This is a genomic window from Polaribacter irgensii 23-P (genome assembly GCF_000153225.1).
Classification (GTDB): domain Bacteria; phylum Bacteroidota; class Bacteroidia; order Flavobacteriales; family Flavobacteriaceae; genus Polaribacter; species Polaribacter irgensii.
In genome coordinates, this window is the sequence record NZ_CH724148.1 from 5,001 (window position 1) to 20,485 (window position 15,485).

13 protein-coding genes and 1 rRNA gene (1 of these 14 only partly in view) are annotated in these 15,485 nt (G+C 33.7%); 6 read left to right on the plus strand and 8 right to left on the minus strand.

Features of this window, described 5'->3' with window-relative positions; genetic code table 11:
• From PI23P_RS00045 to ligA, 3 genes are all read right to left on the minus strand, one after another.
• A 16S ribosomal RNA gene (locus PI23P_RS00045) occupies positions 1–222 on the minus strand (it extends 1,296 nt beyond the left edge of the window).
• 825 nt (positions 223–1,047) lie between these two features.
• Positions 1,048–1,737: a DUF4294 domain-containing protein gene (locus tag PI23P_RS00050; protein WP_004568623.1), complete on the minus strand. Its 690-nt coding sequence runs from the start codon at positions 1,735–1,737 to the stop codon at positions 1,048–1,050.
• A 111-nt stretch (positions 1,738–1,848) separates the two neighbouring features.
• Positions 1,849–3,846, minus strand: a complete 1,998-nt coding sequence (gene ligA, locus PI23P_RS00055; RefSeq protein ID WP_004568624.1) for an NAD-dependent DNA ligase LigA — start codon at positions 3,844–3,846, stop codon at positions 1,849–1,851.
• Positions 3,847–3,923: 77 nt separating this feature from the next.
• Between ligA and PI23P_RS00060 the strand changes: the two genes are divergently transcribed.
• Complete coding sequence (locus PI23P_RS00060) at positions 3,924–4,586, plus strand: hypothetical protein (protein ID WP_004568625.1); 663 nt, start codon at positions 3,924–3,926, stop codon at positions 4,584–4,586.
• A gap of 92 nt (positions 4,587–4,678) precedes the next feature.
• Here PI23P_RS00060 and PI23P_RS00065 read toward each other — a convergent pair whose 3' ends face one another.
• Complete coding sequence (locus tag PI23P_RS00065; protein WP_004568626.1) at positions 4,679–5,227, minus strand: hypothetical protein; 549 nt, start codon at positions 5,225–5,227, stop codon at positions 4,679–4,681.
• Between the two features lie 492 nt (positions 5,228–5,719).
• On the opposite strand from PI23P_RS00065, the gene PI23P_RS00075 reads away from it, so the two are divergent.
• Entirely contained in the window at positions 5,720–6,421 is a 702-nt protein-coding gene (locus tag PI23P_RS00075; RefSeq protein ID WP_004568628.1) for a DUF3291 domain-containing protein, read from the plus strand.
• A 6-nt stretch (positions 6,422–6,427) separates the two neighbouring features.
• Here PI23P_RS00075 and PI23P_RS00080 read toward each other — a convergent pair whose 3' ends face one another.
• The 3 genes from PI23P_RS00080 to PI23P_RS00090 form a co-directional block, all read right to left on the minus strand.
• Positions 6,428–7,285 (minus strand): class I SAM-dependent methyltransferase, encoded by an 858-nt coding sequence (locus PI23P_RS00080; protein WP_238299954.1) that lies wholly within the window; start codon positions 7,283–7,285, stop codon positions 6,428–6,430.
• Positions 7,286–8,214: 929 nt separating this feature from the next.
• Positions 8,215–9,657 carry a glyceraldehyde-3-phosphate dehydrogenase gene (locus PI23P_RS00085; RefSeq protein ID WP_004568630.1) on the minus strand — a complete coding sequence of 481 codons (1,443 nt, stop codon included), beginning with the start codon at positions 9,655–9,657 and terminating at the stop codon, positions 8,215–8,217.
• A 133-nt stretch (positions 9,658–9,790) separates the two neighbouring features.
• Entirely contained in the window at positions 9,791–11,161 is a 1,371-nt protein-coding gene (locus tag PI23P_RS00090; protein WP_004568631.1) for a trypsin-like peptidase domain-containing protein, read from the minus strand.
• A gap of 126 nt (positions 11,162–11,287) precedes the next feature.
• Here PI23P_RS00090 and dapF point away from each other — a divergent pair, with 126 nt between their 5' ends.
• From dapF to PI23P_RS00110, 4 genes are all read left to right on the plus strand, one after another.
• Positions 11,288–12,058 (plus strand): diaminopimelate epimerase, encoded by a 771-nt coding sequence (dapF, locus tag PI23P_RS00095; protein ID WP_004568632.1) that lies wholly within the window; start codon positions 11,288–11,290, stop codon positions 12,056–12,058.
• Entirely contained in the window at positions 12,058–12,579 is a 522-nt protein-coding gene (locus tag PI23P_RS00100; protein ID WP_004568633.1) for a GNAT family N-acetyltransferase, read from the plus strand. Before dapF ends, PI23P_RS00100 begins: the two co-directional genes overlap by 1 nt.
• Before the next feature lie 27 nt (positions 12,580–12,606).
• Entirely contained in the window at positions 12,607–13,632 is a 1,026-nt protein-coding gene (gene mltG / locus PI23P_RS00105) for an endolytic transglycosylase MltG (protein WP_004568634.1), read from the plus strand.
• 397 nt (positions 13,633–14,029) lie between these two features.
• Positions 14,030–14,656 (plus strand): hypothetical protein, encoded by a 627-nt coding sequence (locus PI23P_RS00110; RefSeq protein WP_004568635.1) that lies wholly within the window; start codon positions 14,030–14,032, stop codon positions 14,654–14,656.
• Between the two features lie 97 nt (positions 14,657–14,753).
• On the opposite strand, the gene PI23P_RS00115 is transcribed toward PI23P_RS00110, so the two are convergent.
• Positions 14,754–15,461, minus strand: coding sequence for an SAM-dependent methyltransferase (locus PI23P_RS00115; RefSeq protein ID WP_004568636.1), 708 nt, complete (start codon positions 15,459–15,461; stop codon positions 14,754–14,756).
• Positions 15,462–15,485 lie beyond the last annotated feature (24 nt).

The following is a 15,485-nucleotide window of genomic DNA, read 5'->3' on the forward strand; positions in this document are numbered from 1 at the left end:
TTTACCGATAAATCTTTAATTAAAACTTGATGCCAAGTCTCAATACTATGGGGCATTAATCTTCATTTCTAAAGGCTATTCCCCTGTAAAAGGTAGGTTCTATACGCGTTACGCACCCGTGCGCCGGTCGTCATCTGTGCAAGCACAATGTTACCCCTCGACTTGCATGTGTTAAGCCTGCCGCTAGCGTTCATCCTGAGCCAGGATCAAACTCTTCATTGTATATTTTAAATAATATGAATGAATAAGTTTCAAAAGAATTTACATTATAAATAATGTGGTTATTCTACTCTTTAATTACGCTGTCAATTTCAATATTTTCAATGAACTTTTAGAATCATAACCCCTCGCCTTAAAACAAGAAATGTATACCCTAATTTGTAGAAACTCTAGAATCGAACTAGATGACCTTTTTACTAAAAATCAATGCCATTATCTCTGTGAACGTTTTGCTATATCTGTTAGCGGGTGCAAATATAAAACTTATTTGCAATCTAACAAGAAAAAAATTAAATATTTTTAAACTAAATTTTGGAAGTAATAACTAAACCTAAAACCGTAAAAAAAACACTCAACCAGCAAACTCAAGGAACGAAACCAACAAACAAAATAGCTGTTAGCGGGTGCAAACATACGACACCTTTTTAATCGCACAATACTTTTTATTCACTTATTTTTAATTATTTATTTACACTCTATTAACATCCTGAAAATAGGATCATTAAAACAACTGAAAAAACAGCCCCTTCACAACAACTCAAAAAGCAACCACAGCAATACCCCATAAATACCAAAAAATAGCTCTCAATACAATTTAAATATCCATACAGAATCTAAAAATGAGTAAAAATTAAAATACAAGTTGCCAAAATAGACTCTATTTTCAATATTAAAAAATTAATTGTGGCAGATGTCTCTATCTAAGACAATCCTTTTTCAAGAAAAAAACAAGAAACCTCTCTTCACACGGCGCCGCTATTCTCCAATAAGACGTTTTAAAAAAACACCAAAGGAAAAGGAATACAAACTCTTCTTTACAATAAATGGCTACTTTTTATTCTTCTTTTTCCTCTTCATTTTAGCAAACATCAACTTGTATTCCTCTACATTTATCTTTGCTTTCTTTGCAGCTATGATTTTAATGAAATCGAAATCTAATTTAGAATCTTGAACTTCCAACTTGTCATCACGAAATGCACGCACCAAAACATCTTCTATTAAAAAATCTTCATTAATTCTATCAGGTTGATACTCGGTCCTTAAAGAAAGCTTAAAAACGTTTGCCGTTGTATTGTACCAGAACGCTTTCCAGCCACTTCGCAGTCCTCTTATATTGTCGAACGCAGTTTTACCCGTTTGGCGGTGAATTAATTTAATTAAAACACGCCCTTCTGTAGTCGTCATTTTTTTAATTTGAGTTGTAAATTCTCCTTCTATGTAGTTTTGAATAAGCCTCGTATACTTTCTTCTCTTACGTTTTGAATCTATTCTATCTAAACGCGCATTTAAACTATCCAATCTTTCTGCTGCTAATTTTGCAAACGGATATGCTTTGTATACTTTCTTACGAAACCATAAATAATACCGAATATCTTCTTTTGCGCTGAATTTAGGTTTTGGCAAAAGGGCGATTTCATTTAACTGTATTACTATGGAATCACCAGGTTTTACGAAAACATACTCATTTGTGTTTATCGGCAATGAATCACCATCTCTATTTTGCGTGAAAGCAACCATTGAAATGAACACTACATATATGTAAACTAATTTCTTCAAGGATTTAATGCGAATATCTAAGTGACTTGTGGTTTGTAAAGACTTGATTATACGGAAGTATTACCTTAGGTTTTAACTTATTTTATCTATTAGGTTTTGTTCCGAAATAATTTCAATTCCTAAATCTTGTGCTTTTGTTAATTTTGAAGGCCCCATATTATCCCCAGCAACTATATAATTTGTTTTTTTTGAAATGGAAGCACTAACTTTTCCTCCATTGTCTTCAATTGCCTTTTTAAGTTCGTTTCTAGACAATTGGTGAAAAACACCAGAAACCACAAAAACTTGTCCTTTTAACAACTCTGTTTGGTTTTCTAAAATTTCTGCAGAAACCTCCAACTGGACTCCGTAACTTTTTAAGCGATTAATCAATTGGATATTTCCTTCATCTGAAGAGAAATCAATAATGCTCTGTGCAATTCTATCCCCTATTTCATCGACACTAATGAGAACTTCGAATTCTGCATGCATCAAATTATCTATGGATTTAAAATATTTTGCCAATTTCTTCGCAACCGTTTCTCCAACAAACCGAATTCCCAGTGCAAATAAAACTTTTTCAAATGGAATTTCTTTTGACTTCTCGATTCCAGCGATCATATTTTGAGCAGATTTCTCCGCCATTCTTTCCAAAGGAATTACCTGTTCCACAGTTAAATCATATAAATCTGCATAGTTCTGAATGCACCCTTCTTTTCTCAATAAATCTACCGTTTCCCCACCCAAACCTTCAATATCCATTGCTTTTCTAGAAATAAAATGTTGAATTCTTCCTGTTATTTGTGGTGCACAACCAAATTCATTCGGACAATAATGTTTCGCATCACCTTCTGATCTGACCAAAAGCGTGTTACATTCCGGACAGTTCGTTGCATATCTCGTGGGTTCTGAGTTTTCTAAACGCCTGGTAAAATCTACCGCCGTGATTTTAGGAATGATCTCTCCACCTTTTTCTACAAAGACCGTATCTTTTTCCCTGATATCTAATTTTTCAATTTGATCTGCATTGTGCAAAGAAGCTCGTTTTACAGTAGTTCCTGCCAGTTGAACAGGATTTAAATTCGCTACTGGTGTGATGGCTCCGGTTCTGCCGACCTGATAGCTAATAGCATTCAATATCGTAGTGACTTGAGTTGCTTTAAACTTATAAGCAATTGCCCATCTTGGTGCTTTTGCGGTATACCCAAGTTCCTCTTGCTGCTGTAAATCATTCACTTTTATTACAATTCCGTCTGTTTCATATGGTAAATCGTGACGCTTCTCATCCCAATAACTCACAAAATCAAAAACGGCGTCTATCGATTTTACTAGTTTTATCGCCTTTGGCACTTTAAACCCCACTCGCCTTGCATTTTCTAAACTCTCAAAATGTGTTTTGTATTTCCTTTCTGAGGTTACAATTTGATACAATAAACAATCCAAAGGTCTTTTTGCTACCTCTGCACTGTCTTGTAATTTCAAACTACCACTTGCTGTATTTCTAGGATTTCTGTATTCCTCCTCTCCATTTGCTATGCGCTCGGCATTCATACTATTAAATCCATCTAAAGGTAAAATGATCTCTCCCCGCATCTCAAAATTATGCACAAAGTCAGCACTCAGACTTAAGGGAATAGAGCGAATTGTTTTTATATTATTTGTTACTTCATCCCCCTGAAAACCATCTCCACGCGTAACTGCTTTTACAAATTGCCCGTTTTCATAAGTTAAATTAATAGAAGCGCCATCAAATTTTAACTCACAAGTATACTCTAACGCTGAACTACCTAAAACTTTTTCAACTCTTTTCTCCCAATCCAACAAATCTTCTTTTGAATATGAATTATCTAAAGAATACATTCTATTCTTATGAACTACAGTGTTAAAATTCTTGGTTACCGCTCCTCCTACTCTTTGTGTAGGCGAATTTGCATCAAACAATAGAGGATTCTCCTTTTCTAACTGCTCTAACTTTTTTAGTTTTACATCAAAATCGAAATCAGAAATCATTCCATTATCTAAAACATAATAATTGTAATTATGTGTATTTAATTCGTCTCGAAGTAATTGAATTGTTTGCGCTGCACCCATAATATTTCTGTGGAAAACCTTTTTTTTAAACTTAAAAAAATGTACTTTATATTTGCATTCAAAATTGAAATAAAAAAATGAAATACGCTATAAAAATACATAAAATTTCTACAGTTAATGAACTTCCTAATTCTTGGAGCGTCGATGATTATAAAGCACTTTTAACAAAATTTAATTTCCCAAATGCGGAAGGATCAGATGCAGCAGAATTGCAAGGATTGCTGTGCATGGCAATTGCTGATTACGAAACAAATGAAGCGGCAACCATTCTTTTACACTATAAGCTATCTGAGCATTTGAATGAAGGTCAAATCGATCAACTCTCGCACGAAATGTTATTGGATCGAATTTCTGAAGAATATCCAAAAATTGAGTTACATAAAGAACTTTATATGATCAACCAGCTGCTTTATAAAGCCTACAATGGTAAATTCTTAAACACAGAAGCAACACTTGTCGATTTTGAAATCACGCCCTTTTCAAATGCGGATCCTAAAATCACTAAAGAAATTGTTCTCAAATGTTTTGCAAAAAACTTAGACAGTCACAATATAATTATTCGCCTATTTCGCAGTCAATTGGAGGGAAATGAGAAATTTGAAGAGGCCAACGATGTGCTCTGGGATCTTGAAAAAAATGAAAATGGTTATAGGCTTACTACTTCTAACTATTGGATGCATAAAGAGGAGTTTTTACAGCCAGAAATGGATTGTAAAATTGATTTCTTTGAGGAAGCATAACGATAAGTTCCAATAGCAAAGGCAGTGAAGTAAATTGTATAAAAAATTGATCTTTTCAGTTCTACCTCACTGCACTCGCAATAATGCGAAAACTACTCTCTTAGCGTTCCTGTAAAATGATTTATTTTAATATTTATAGGTTTCCCTGAAGATCTCCTGTAACTTGCAACTTGACCTGAATGCCAAATAGCATCTGCAATTGGTCCATTAATTAAATTAAAAAATGGGATGCTGACATCCCCATCTTTTTGAACTGTAAATTCTGATAAATTTTTACTCGCTTGTATCCGATTACTGAACGCTTGAAAATTTGAAAGTGTCTGTTTTCTCATTTCTACAAAGGTCATCTTCTCTTTTTCAATAATTTGTTTAAAATCGGTCTGAGTAAGCCGCAACATCATATTTGACAAATCATACAAGTGCTCTATTGTTTCTTGACAATTTCTACCTTCACCCATTGGTTGATATGCTAAATCTTCCGCTCGCAAACCTTTAGTGGACCAATAATACCTGAATCCTAAACCATCTATCATTCTTGCAACCGTGTTTTGCGCTGAATAATTTTCTTCCATCTTTGGAATTTGATCGTAAGGCAATTTTTCTTGAGCTTTTATTGCTGTGGTAATAAATAGCAAAGACATTAATAGACGTTTCCTTTTTTATGAATTTTACTTTCGCTACAAAATTAAGTGAAAATTTGTTTTTTTTACGCCATTAAGATATTGGTCTAAAATGAAGCCTCTTTAAAATTTAAAACCTCTTTAATCTACTCCTCATCGCAAAATTAAATACATCACTTAAAAAAATGTTGGAGCATGAACGCTTTTTAATCGCATTGAAAAAAAAGGGTCTTTATTTTTCTGTGATGCACTGCGTTTGTACAAATTATCAACGACAAGCATTTTCAAATGCAAACAACACTTTTTTACTTATTACATTCCCAATAAGTATTTTAAATGGATGAAAAATCAGAAAACCAAACAGACGGTATCTTTTTAAATCTCTATCTTTACAGCGGAATAACAATGCTCCTTTTCTCCATTTTTTTTTGTGGACTGATTGCAAAACTATTTTAGCGCTATTCTGATTAAAAATCGCAAAATCACAGACAACTAATTTCAACTATCTTTAAAATGAGTAAACAAATTACCACCATTAGCTTTTTTAAATATGTTTCATTGCGGGAGAAAGTTTGGGCATTTAAAATGATGCAATTTGCCAATAAAGATTTGAAAAAAGTGCAGGGATTAAGTTTTTATCGCTTGATGGGAAGCGGCAAAGGCAGAGGCTTTAATCCTTTCCCTGACTGGTCTGTCTATTGTTTACTTCAAGTCTGGGAATCTGAAGAAGCTGCTAATACTTTTTTTAACGCTTCCAACTTGATAAAAAATTACCGAGATCACACGGAAGAATTGTTTACACTTTATATGAAAAATATTTCTGCAGGCGGAACTTGGATTGGAAAAAATCCATTTGAACCAGCAACAAATTTGGATCCCAGTTTACCAATTGCCGTTATCACTCGCGCAACAATCAAATGGAATTGGCTTGTTCGGTTTTGGAAATATGTACCAACTTCCGAAGAAGGATTAGAGGGTAATGAAGGATTAATTTACACCAAAGGTGTGGGCGAAGTTCCTATTATTCAAATGGCAACTTTTAGTTTATGGAAAGATTTTGAATCTGTAAAACAATTTGCCTATAAGAGCAAACAACACAAAGAAGCCATCAAAAAAACACGCAAACATGATTGGTATTCGGAGGAACTTTTTTCTAGATTTCAACCTTACAAATCAGAAGGGACTTGGGAAGGGAAAGATCTTTTGGTTTTTTAAAACACCTTATTTTGGTGTAGCGATAATTGTCATGACGCCTAAAGATGATTTTTTTTGTCGCCACTTTTTTGGCACAAATTGAAGCATTCCAGTTACAAAATTCCAGAATTCTTTTTCCATATTTTTAGTCCATAGGATCCCTTTTTGCTCCATTTCACTCATCCAAAAAAGTAGATAAGGATTTAACGTACCGTGCGTTAATACCTCTGAAACCTGCCAACCACTTCTATCTAACAAAAGGTTTATATTATTTGGAGAAAATAACGAAGTATGACGCGGAGTGTGCCAACCTGCCCAGTTCTCGTTGTATTTCTTTCTGCTTATGGAATCAAAGTTTGGAATTTCAATAATAAGTGTTGTGGCCGGTTTCGAAATCGACTTTAAGTAACTAAGATTTTCCAATGGCGTGTAATCGTGCTCTAAATAATGCCACATAGTAATTACATCCGGCCCTAGGTTTACAGCAAGGTCTTTAATTTCTGCGACTTGCAAGTCTAAGCCTTGAAATTGGTTGCGCTGCTCTTTCCAGCCTTCATCACTAAAGTCGATACCCATCGTTTGACAGTTTAACTCTCGCTGACAAGCTTTTAGAAAACTTGGATTGCCACAACCAATATCTAAAATCAGTGATTCTGATGAAATGGCATAGGTCTCTTTCACTCGTTTTACGCGTTCTAAATCTAACTTTTTCTGACTTCCCGCTACCAATTTTTTATACTTACCCCAAGCTTCAGGCCCCCTATAAGGCAAATAGTGAGAGGTATAATAATTTTTTAAATGGTCTAAATCTACTCTTGGATTTAAAAAAACAAACTGACAGTCTACACATTGGTCAAAATTAAATAACTCTTTGCTCGAGTGCATCTGAGCTGTTGTTTTTATAAAAGAGGCGATAGAACTCGCGTTGCAAATAGGACAATTGTAAAGCTGATGCATGGTGTGTAAATATTGATTGTTATTTTAAAAAAAATAGTTTTTAATGACAAAATGATAGACGCTGTAACGATCCCTTGAAAATGATGTACTGTGGATTTAATGGATTTCAAGAAAACCTCTTAAAAATATAGACTAAAATTGCATGCCGAGTGGCAGCAGTACTTAATCTATGAGCTACACTAAAAAAAGAGAAAATTGCTGTGTTACCTATAGTACCGTCAATTTTATTAAATTTTTTCGCTGTTGATTGAAATTATTAGTATTTTGAAAGTATAAGAATACTTGTTTTATCTTTTTTGTAAACACTTTTTTTGTCTTGTTTAAAATACGTTTTTGCTAAATTTAAAAATTAAATTAATTCACGTACTATCTCTACGTGTTTAAAATTCTAATAATTCTGAGCTTTCTATTCAATATCAGTCTTACTATTTCATTTTTACGCACTATAATAGTAGCGTATATTATAAATTGAATCTTTTGGGAAACCTCTTTAAGAATTAATTGGAATGGCAAAAAACAACGCTGCGATGGTTTAGAAAACGCTTTTAGAAGTTGTTTTTCATTTCAGCAGCTAAATTACGGAAAAGTTTAAATGATTGGCATAAGAAACTTATAATTATGCTTGATTCTTGCATTATTAAGTTAAAAAATTAAAAGAAGTACAGATATTGGTCAGCTTAACTTTTAAAAATTGGAGCCACCCAGATTGGAATAACGTCCTTTTCTATAGAATAATTAAAAGAGAACGCAGAAAGCAGATAATAGCAAAAAAAATCCAACACAAAAATGTGTCGGATTTTTACCTAAATATAATCTTATTAAAAAATAGAGAAAATTAATTCTATGGACTATTTATATTAATAATACGTAAATCTTCGAACTTTTGCAATGTGCTTTGCCAATCGAATTACTTGATGAGAATATCCATATTCATTGTCATACCAAATATAAATTACAATTGTTTCTTCGTCTGCAATTGTTGCTTTACTATCAAAAATTGAAGGCGCTGTGATTCCGACAATATCCGAAGAAACCAATTCGTTGTCCATAGAATACTTAATTTGTTCCACTAGATCGCCCTCTAAGGCATGCTTTTTAATCAACGCGTTCACATTCTCTTTGGTCACTTTTGTCCGCAATTGTAAACTTAAAATAGCAAGAGAGCCATTGGGAACAGGTACTCGAATGGCATTGGAAGTTAGCTTTCCTTTTAAAGCTGGAATCGCCTTTGCTACCGCCGCTCCTGCGCCCGTTTCTGTGATGACCATATTTAATGCAGCCGCTCTTCCCCTTCTATATTTACTGTGCATATTGTCCACTAAATTCTGATCGTTTGTATATGCATGGATCGTTTCTAAATGTCCTTTTTTAATTCCGTAGTTATCTTCTAAAACTTTTAAAATAGGAGTTATTGCATTGGTCGTGCAAGATGCTGCTGAAAAAATATCTATCGTATCTGGATCATTCTGCTGGTGATTTACACCATGAACAATATTGGGTACTCCTTTTGCTGGGGCTGTTATTAATACTTTGTGCACCCCTTGCCCTTTTAAGTGACGGCTCAGCGCTTCTTTGTCTCTAAAAGCGCCAGTATTGTCAATAATTAACGCATCCTTAATTCCGTATTTAGTATAATCTATATCCTCTGGATTGTTTGCAGAAATCATATGAACTGTGGTCCCATTTATAATCAATGCGTCATTTTCTGCATCTATTTCTACCGTACCTAAAAAATCCCCGTGCACCGAATCGATGCTTAACAAGGAAGCTCGTTTTTCTAAAACTGTATAATTTATGTCCCCCCGTGTTACAATGGCTCTTAACCTTAATTGAGAACCTTTGCCCATTTTAACCATTAACTCTCTTGCTAGCAAACGCCCAATTCTTCCAAAACCATACAACACCACATCTTTTGGCTGAATGCCTTTAGCTACCGTTGCGTTTTTTAACTTCTGTTGCACAAACGCAACTTTGTCATCACCGTATTTTGAACTTAAATAGGACTCATAGGCTAATTTACCAATGTCTAATTTTGAAGATGGCAAATCTAACTGCTGAATAGCCCTCGCAATTTCTAACGCATCTTGAATTGAAATAGGCTTGCTTACAAACTCTTTTGCATATGCTATTAAATTTAAAACTTCGCTTGCCCTTTTATCTATTAAAGGATTTCTAAAAAGCACCAATTCGATAGCTTTGTCATACCATAAATCATTGACGATATTAATAAATTCTACCGTTGCCCTTCTTATCTGAGCTTGAGATAAAACTTCCTCGTTGTAATCTGCTTTTATTGCCATAATTGTAATCTTCTAATTAAATTTTCGGCAAAAGTATCTCTTTTTTTTACAATACGAAATCGATTTCGTCCAAAGTTTGTAAATAAAAAAATCCCAGCGTTCTGCTAGGATTTATATAGTACTGTCATAATGTTTAAAAGCGTATTCTTTCTCTTTCTCCAGAGACACTTAAAAGCTCTATTATGTTATTTGCATATCTAGACGTATACAGTTCGTTTAAAAGCTTTGCGGTTTCTCGCGCATCTTTAACCTCATTATCATTTATTTTAGTGATAATGTAACTTTCTAAGCCATATTTACTATCTCTTACGATCATAACTCCCGCTTTAATATCGCTATCTTTTAATTCATTTGCTGACAAGTCTTTTAACTCCCATCCCAAAGAACTGGCTAGAATAGGCGCTATTTTTTCAGTTAACTTGATTGTTTTTACCAATACCTTGGATCCTCTTTCGATGGTTACTTTTACAAATTCACCAGGTCTTTTAGCCGTTAAATGACCTTTTAATTCAGAAAATTTTGAAATTTTAACTTCATCAATTTTTGTAATAACATCGCCAGACTTCAATCCGGCTCCCTTTAAGCCGCCTTTTTTCTCCAGTATGTCTGCCACTTTTACACCTTCATCTTGATAACTAGGATCTACTAAAATGCCCAAAATAGCTTCTTGTACTCTGCCAAATTCTAAAATATCATTGATAATTTTTTTTGCGATATTGCTAGGCACTGCGAACGAATATCCAATAAAAGAACCTGTTTCTGAAGATATAGCGGTATTAATTCCTATTAATTCTCCACGAGCATTCACTAAAGCACCGCCGCTATTTCCTGGATTTACGGCCGCATCTGTTTGAATAAAAGATTCTATATTTCTATTCCCCTCTAAATCTCTTCCCTTCGCAGAAACAATTCCTGCAGTTACTGTGGAAGTTAAATTATAGGGATTGCCCACTGCTAAAACCCATTCACCTATTTTTATGCCATCTGAATTTGCAAAAGGAATATAATCTAACTTTGTATCTGCCTTAATTTTTAATAAAGCAATATCGTTGGCAACATCTCTCCCTATCAATTCGGCTTGATACTTTTTCTTATTGTTTAATGTAATTTCAAGCTCAGTAGCACCATCGATTACATGATTATTGGTTACTACATATCCATCTGCAGAAATAATAACACCACTTCCTGTGCCCACTTGTTCGTATTTTCTATCATTGCTTCGCCCGAAAAATAAATCCATTTTATTTGTCTGTGTCCGAATAGCTGTATTTTTTACATGCACTACTGCGTGTATCGTCTTCTCTGCGGCTACAGTAAAATCCGTAGTCATCTCTGCTGCATTTAACGTTTTATCAGTTGCACTAAAAATTGTTTCCAATGGTCGTATCGGACTACTAATCATCCTTTCCATAATTACGGGTGCATCAAATAGTAACTTATAACCGCCTAGGGTGATCATACCTCCCAAGATCGCCATACCAAGAAAAGAAATTATTTTTTTCATTGTATAATTATTTACAGTAAAGGTATTCTTTTCAAAATCTTAAAAAATCAGTTTAACTTCTTTTTAACGGACTTTAACCACTTTTTAACATCCCATATTTGTTGTTGAAATTCTTATATTTGTTTTATGAATCTGAATTTTTATAAATACCAAGGATGCGGAAATGACTTTGTAATGATAGACAATCGTTCGCAAACTTTCAATAAAGACACTATTAATACGATTTCAAAACTTTGTGACCGACATTTTGGTATTGGTGCAGATGGGGTAATTTTGATAGAAAACGATCTAGCGCTAGATTTTAAAATGGTGTATTACAATCCAGATGGAAGTCAAACTTTTTGTGGAAACGGAGGAAGATGTGCGGTATCTTTTGCCCACTTTCTTGGAATTATTAAAAACGAAACAAATTTTACTGCTTTCGATGGAACTCATTTTTCGAAAATAAAAAATAACATTGTTTCTTTAAAAATGATCGATGTAAGTGATATTCAAATTCTCGAACAAGCTGTATTTCTAAATACAGGTACTCCTCATCACGTACAAGTAGTGACTGACTTATCAAATTTTGATGTTTTTAGAGAAGGTGAAAAAATTAGATATACCTACAAGTCTCCAGGAAGTAATGTCAATTTTGTAGAACAAATAAACGACACTACATTTCAAGTTCGAACATATGAGAAGGGCGTAGAAAATGAAACATTAGCCTGCGGTACTGGTGTAACAGCAGTTGCTATTGCGATGCATAAAACAAAAAAAACGAACAGCACTTCAATTACCTTACCTGTAGCGGGCGGTATTTTAGAAGTCTCTTTTACAGAAAAAGAGGGCGTTTACGAAAACATATTTTTAAGAGGTGCAGCCAGTTTTGTTTATCAAGGAAAAATAGAAATTTAATGGAAAGACTTACGGGAAAAAAAATCCAACTCCGTGCATTAGAACCTGAGGACTTAGAATTTCTCTTTAAGATAGAAAATAATGAAGCATATTGGGAAGTAAGCCACACCCAAAGTCCTTTTTCAAAATATCTTTTAAAACAATATTTAGAAAATGCTCATTTAGATATTTATGAAGCAAAACAGTTGCGTTTAATAATTGAAGAAAACAACTCAAAAAAAACGGTAGGATTGATCGACTTATTTGACTTTAATCCACAGCATAAAAGAGCGGGTATTGGCATTTTAATAGCGAATGAATTTCAAAGAAATGGATATGCCTCAGCAGCTTTAGGATTACTAACAAACTACGCTTTCACTCATTTACATTTGCATCAATTGTACGCAAATATTACCTCAGAAAATGTACAAAGCATCTCCTTATTTAAAAAACATGACTTTCAAGAAGCAGGATTAAAAAAAGAATGGATTTATTCAGAAGGAAAATTCAAAGATGAGCTCTTATTTCAATTGATAAAATAGTAACTTTACGCACTAACAAATTTACAATTGAAGAAAAAAACACCTTATATATTTGCATCTGTAATTCTATTTATTATACTTGTAATCTCCAACTATTATCAAAAAATATTTGGAACTGCAATTACAAAAGAACACGTGCTTTTTATTACAACAGCAGATAGCTTGTTGGATGTAAATGAAAAATTAAAAAAATTAACCCAAAGACCCGAAACTTTCCTGTGGGTTGCCGCAAATAAAAGTTTTTCAAAACCAAAAGCGGGAAGATATATCCTGAAACAAGGAATGTCTAACAATGACCTGGTAAACATGTTGCGAAGTGGCGGACAAACTCCTTTTCAATTATCTTTTAACAATCAAGACACCCTTGAAAAATTAGCAGGTAGAATTGCAGGCCAAATAGCCGCAGACTCTACCTCTTTGCTCCTTTCTTTTAAAGAAGACTCTTTTTTGAATGAGCACAAGCTCACAACAAAATCGATACTGCAAATATTCATCCCAAATACTTATGAATTTTACTGGACAGTTAGCCCAGAAAAATTCAAACAAAAAATGCTTATCTCGTATTATAAATTTTGGAATGAAAGTAGAACTACAAAAGCAAAAAAACTAAACCTTAGCAAAGAAGAAGTGATTGTTTTAGCCTCTATTGTTCAAAAAGAAACTGCTCAAAATACCGAAAGACCGATTGTTGCAGGATTGTATTTAAACAGACTTAGAAGAGGCTGGCCGCTGCAAGCAGATCCTACAGTTATCTACTGTATAAAAGAAAAAAAAGGTCAAGATTTTGCGGTGCGACGGGTTTTAACTGCTGATTTAAAGATTGAATCCCCTTACAATACGTATAAATTTAAAGGATTGCCACCAACACTAATTTCGATGCCTGATATTTCTTCCATCGATGGCGTTCTCAATGCACAAAGACACGACTATTTATACATGTGCGCAAATGTTGATAAACGCGGATTTCATGTATTTGCAAAATCACTTTCAGAACACAATAAAAACGCAACTAAGTACCATACTTGGATGAATACACAACGCGTACACAGATAAAAAACACTTCAAACCAAATTTTCTAAAATACAATATGTTCCACCTTCGCATTTAAAAATATGATATTGAGTTCATTTTAGAGAAGAAAACGTAAAATGCAACTTGAAATTTAACATTTTAAAATATTTTAACAAACAGTACACAGGTACAACAAACCATTATAATGTCAGTCTAGGTAGGAACTTCAAGCAATATAATACGCAAACGTCCAATATTTTTATAGAAAACAAATAAATCAAAAGAATACGATAGAATGTCTTTTCTATTGATAATTTCACAATAATTTTTTAAAAATTTACAGGTATTAGTGCAAATATTAAGAATATACCGCACTTTTTACATTTTCATTTAAATTTAACAAACTGACTGTCAATTACTTTAAAATTGTATTGTAATTTTGCAACCGCAAAACAGAAAACACATTTTTATCAAAAATAAAATATTTTTATTCAGCGCAGTAATACTCTTTGTAAATGCAATTGCTATTACCCCAACAAGCTCCTCAGAATCCGCATGGATCAGAGGAGATGATGTAAACTTTCCCAAAACAATCAGCAGTACTATTTTTTATCTGGAAAGAGATTTTGTTGCCTTTAAAGAGGCAGTAGCTTTCAAAGAATCTCAAGGAAAATATTCTATTGTGAATACCTTGGGGTATCTCGGAAAATATCAGTTTGGAAAAACTACATTAGAGCGTTTTGAAATATATGATACTCAACACTTTTTAAAAACTCCACTATTACAAGAAAAAGCGTTTGTAGCCTTGTGTAAAGTCAATAAGTGGATTTTAAGAAAAGACATTCTAAGCACAGAAGGGAAAAAAATAAATGGAGTTCTGATCACAGAGTCCGGAATTTTAGCCGCTGCACACTTGAGCGGTGCTGGAAATGTAAAGAAGTTTTTACGCAGTGACGGATGTGAGCGTTTTTCTGATGCTTATGGTTCAAGTATCGCATCCTATTTGAAAAAATTTGCAAACTATGACCTCTCAAATATTGTAGCGGACCGATTGGCAAAAGTTTAATACTCAAACTTATTTTCGTCTAGTAGTACGTTTTTACAATTTCGTTTAAACACACTAACGATAGCTGGTATTTTTTAAGCACAACCGCTGCAATTCTTTACTCTTTTTGAATGATAAAAATTGCAGGTTTCTTATACAAGTCTATTGTTTGGTGCTTCCAATCCTGTACAGAAAGCGTTTTAATAAACTCTGTTAGTAAGGTAATATCCGCCGCAACGCAGAGGGATGTTGCTGGTGACAGAGCTGCTTTTAAATCTGCAAACATTTTCTCATTGCGATACGGTGTTTCAATAAAAATCTGTGCTTGATTTTTATCTTTTGAAAGCTTCTCTAACTCTTTTATGGTTTTCCTTCTTTCGTCTTTGTCAATTGGCAAATACCCATTAAAAGCAAAGTTCTGTCCGTTCATACCAGAACTCATCATCGCCATTAAAATAGAGCTTGGCCCCACTAAAGGAACTACTTGTATATTATTTTCATGTGCTAGTTTTACAATAGTTGCTCCTGGATCTGCTACTGCCGGTACTCCTGCCTCTGACAATAATCCTACATTGATCCCTTCTTTACAGACATCTAAATACCTCCTTGTTTCGATATCTTTTGCATATTTATCCAGTGACATCAGCTGTAAAGAAGCTTGTGATTTTTTAGGTGAAATTTTTTTAATAAATTTCCTTGCCGTTTTTTCATTTTCGACAATGTAATAATCAATTTCCTCTATGACTTTTTTTACCGATAGTGGCATTACTTCCAAAGGTTCTGTATCCCCTAAAGTCGTGGGAATTAAATAAAGTTTACCAATCATTGGTTCTATTTTAAAAATAAAAAG

What these genes read in the sequence shown, in the direction of transcription:
- PI23P_RS00050 (WP_004568623.1), bottom strand. Translation starts at nt 1,737, where the DNA reads ATGGTTGCTTTCACGCAAAATAGAGATGGTGATTCATTGCCGATAAAC.
- ligA (WP_004568624.1), bottom strand. Translation starts at nt 3,846, where the DNA reads ATGGGTGCAGCGCAAACAATTCAATTACTTCGAGACGAATTAAATACA.
- PI23P_RS00060 (WP_004568625.1), top strand. Translation starts at nt 3,924, where the DNA reads ATGAAATACGCTATAAAAATACATAAAATTTCTACAGTTAATGAACTT.
- PI23P_RS00065 (WP_004568626.1), bottom strand. Translation starts at nt 5,227, where the DNA reads ATGTCTTTGCTATTTATTACCACAGCAATAAAAGCTCAAGAAAAATTG.
- PI23P_RS00075 (WP_004568628.1), top strand. Translation starts at nt 5,720, where the DNA reads ATGAGTAAACAAATTACCACCATTAGCTTTTTTAAATATGTTTCATTG.
- PI23P_RS00080 (WP_238299954.1), bottom strand. Translation starts at nt 7,285, where the DNA reads ATGCACTCGAGCAAAGAGTTATTTAATTTTGACCAATGTGTAGACTGT.
- PI23P_RS00085 (WP_004568630.1), bottom strand. Translation starts at nt 9,657, where the DNA reads ATGGCAATAAAAGCAGATTACAACGAGGAAGTTTTATCTCAAGCTCAG.
- PI23P_RS00090 (WP_004568631.1), bottom strand. Translation starts at nt 11,161, where the DNA reads ATGAAAAAAATAATTTCTTTTCTTGGTATGGCGATCTTGGGAGGTATG.
- dapF (WP_004568632.1), top strand. Translation starts at nt 11,288, where the DNA reads ATGAATCTGAATTTTTATAAATACCAAGGATGCGGAAATGACTTTGTA.
- PI23P_RS00100 (WP_004568633.1), top strand. Translation starts at nt 12,058, where the DNA reads ATGGAAAGACTTACGGGAAAAAAAATCCAACTCCGTGCATTAGAACCT.
- PI23P_RS00115 (WP_004568636.1), bottom strand. Translation starts at nt 15,461, where the DNA reads ATGATTGGTAAACTTTATTTAATTCCCACGACTTTAGGGGATACAGAA.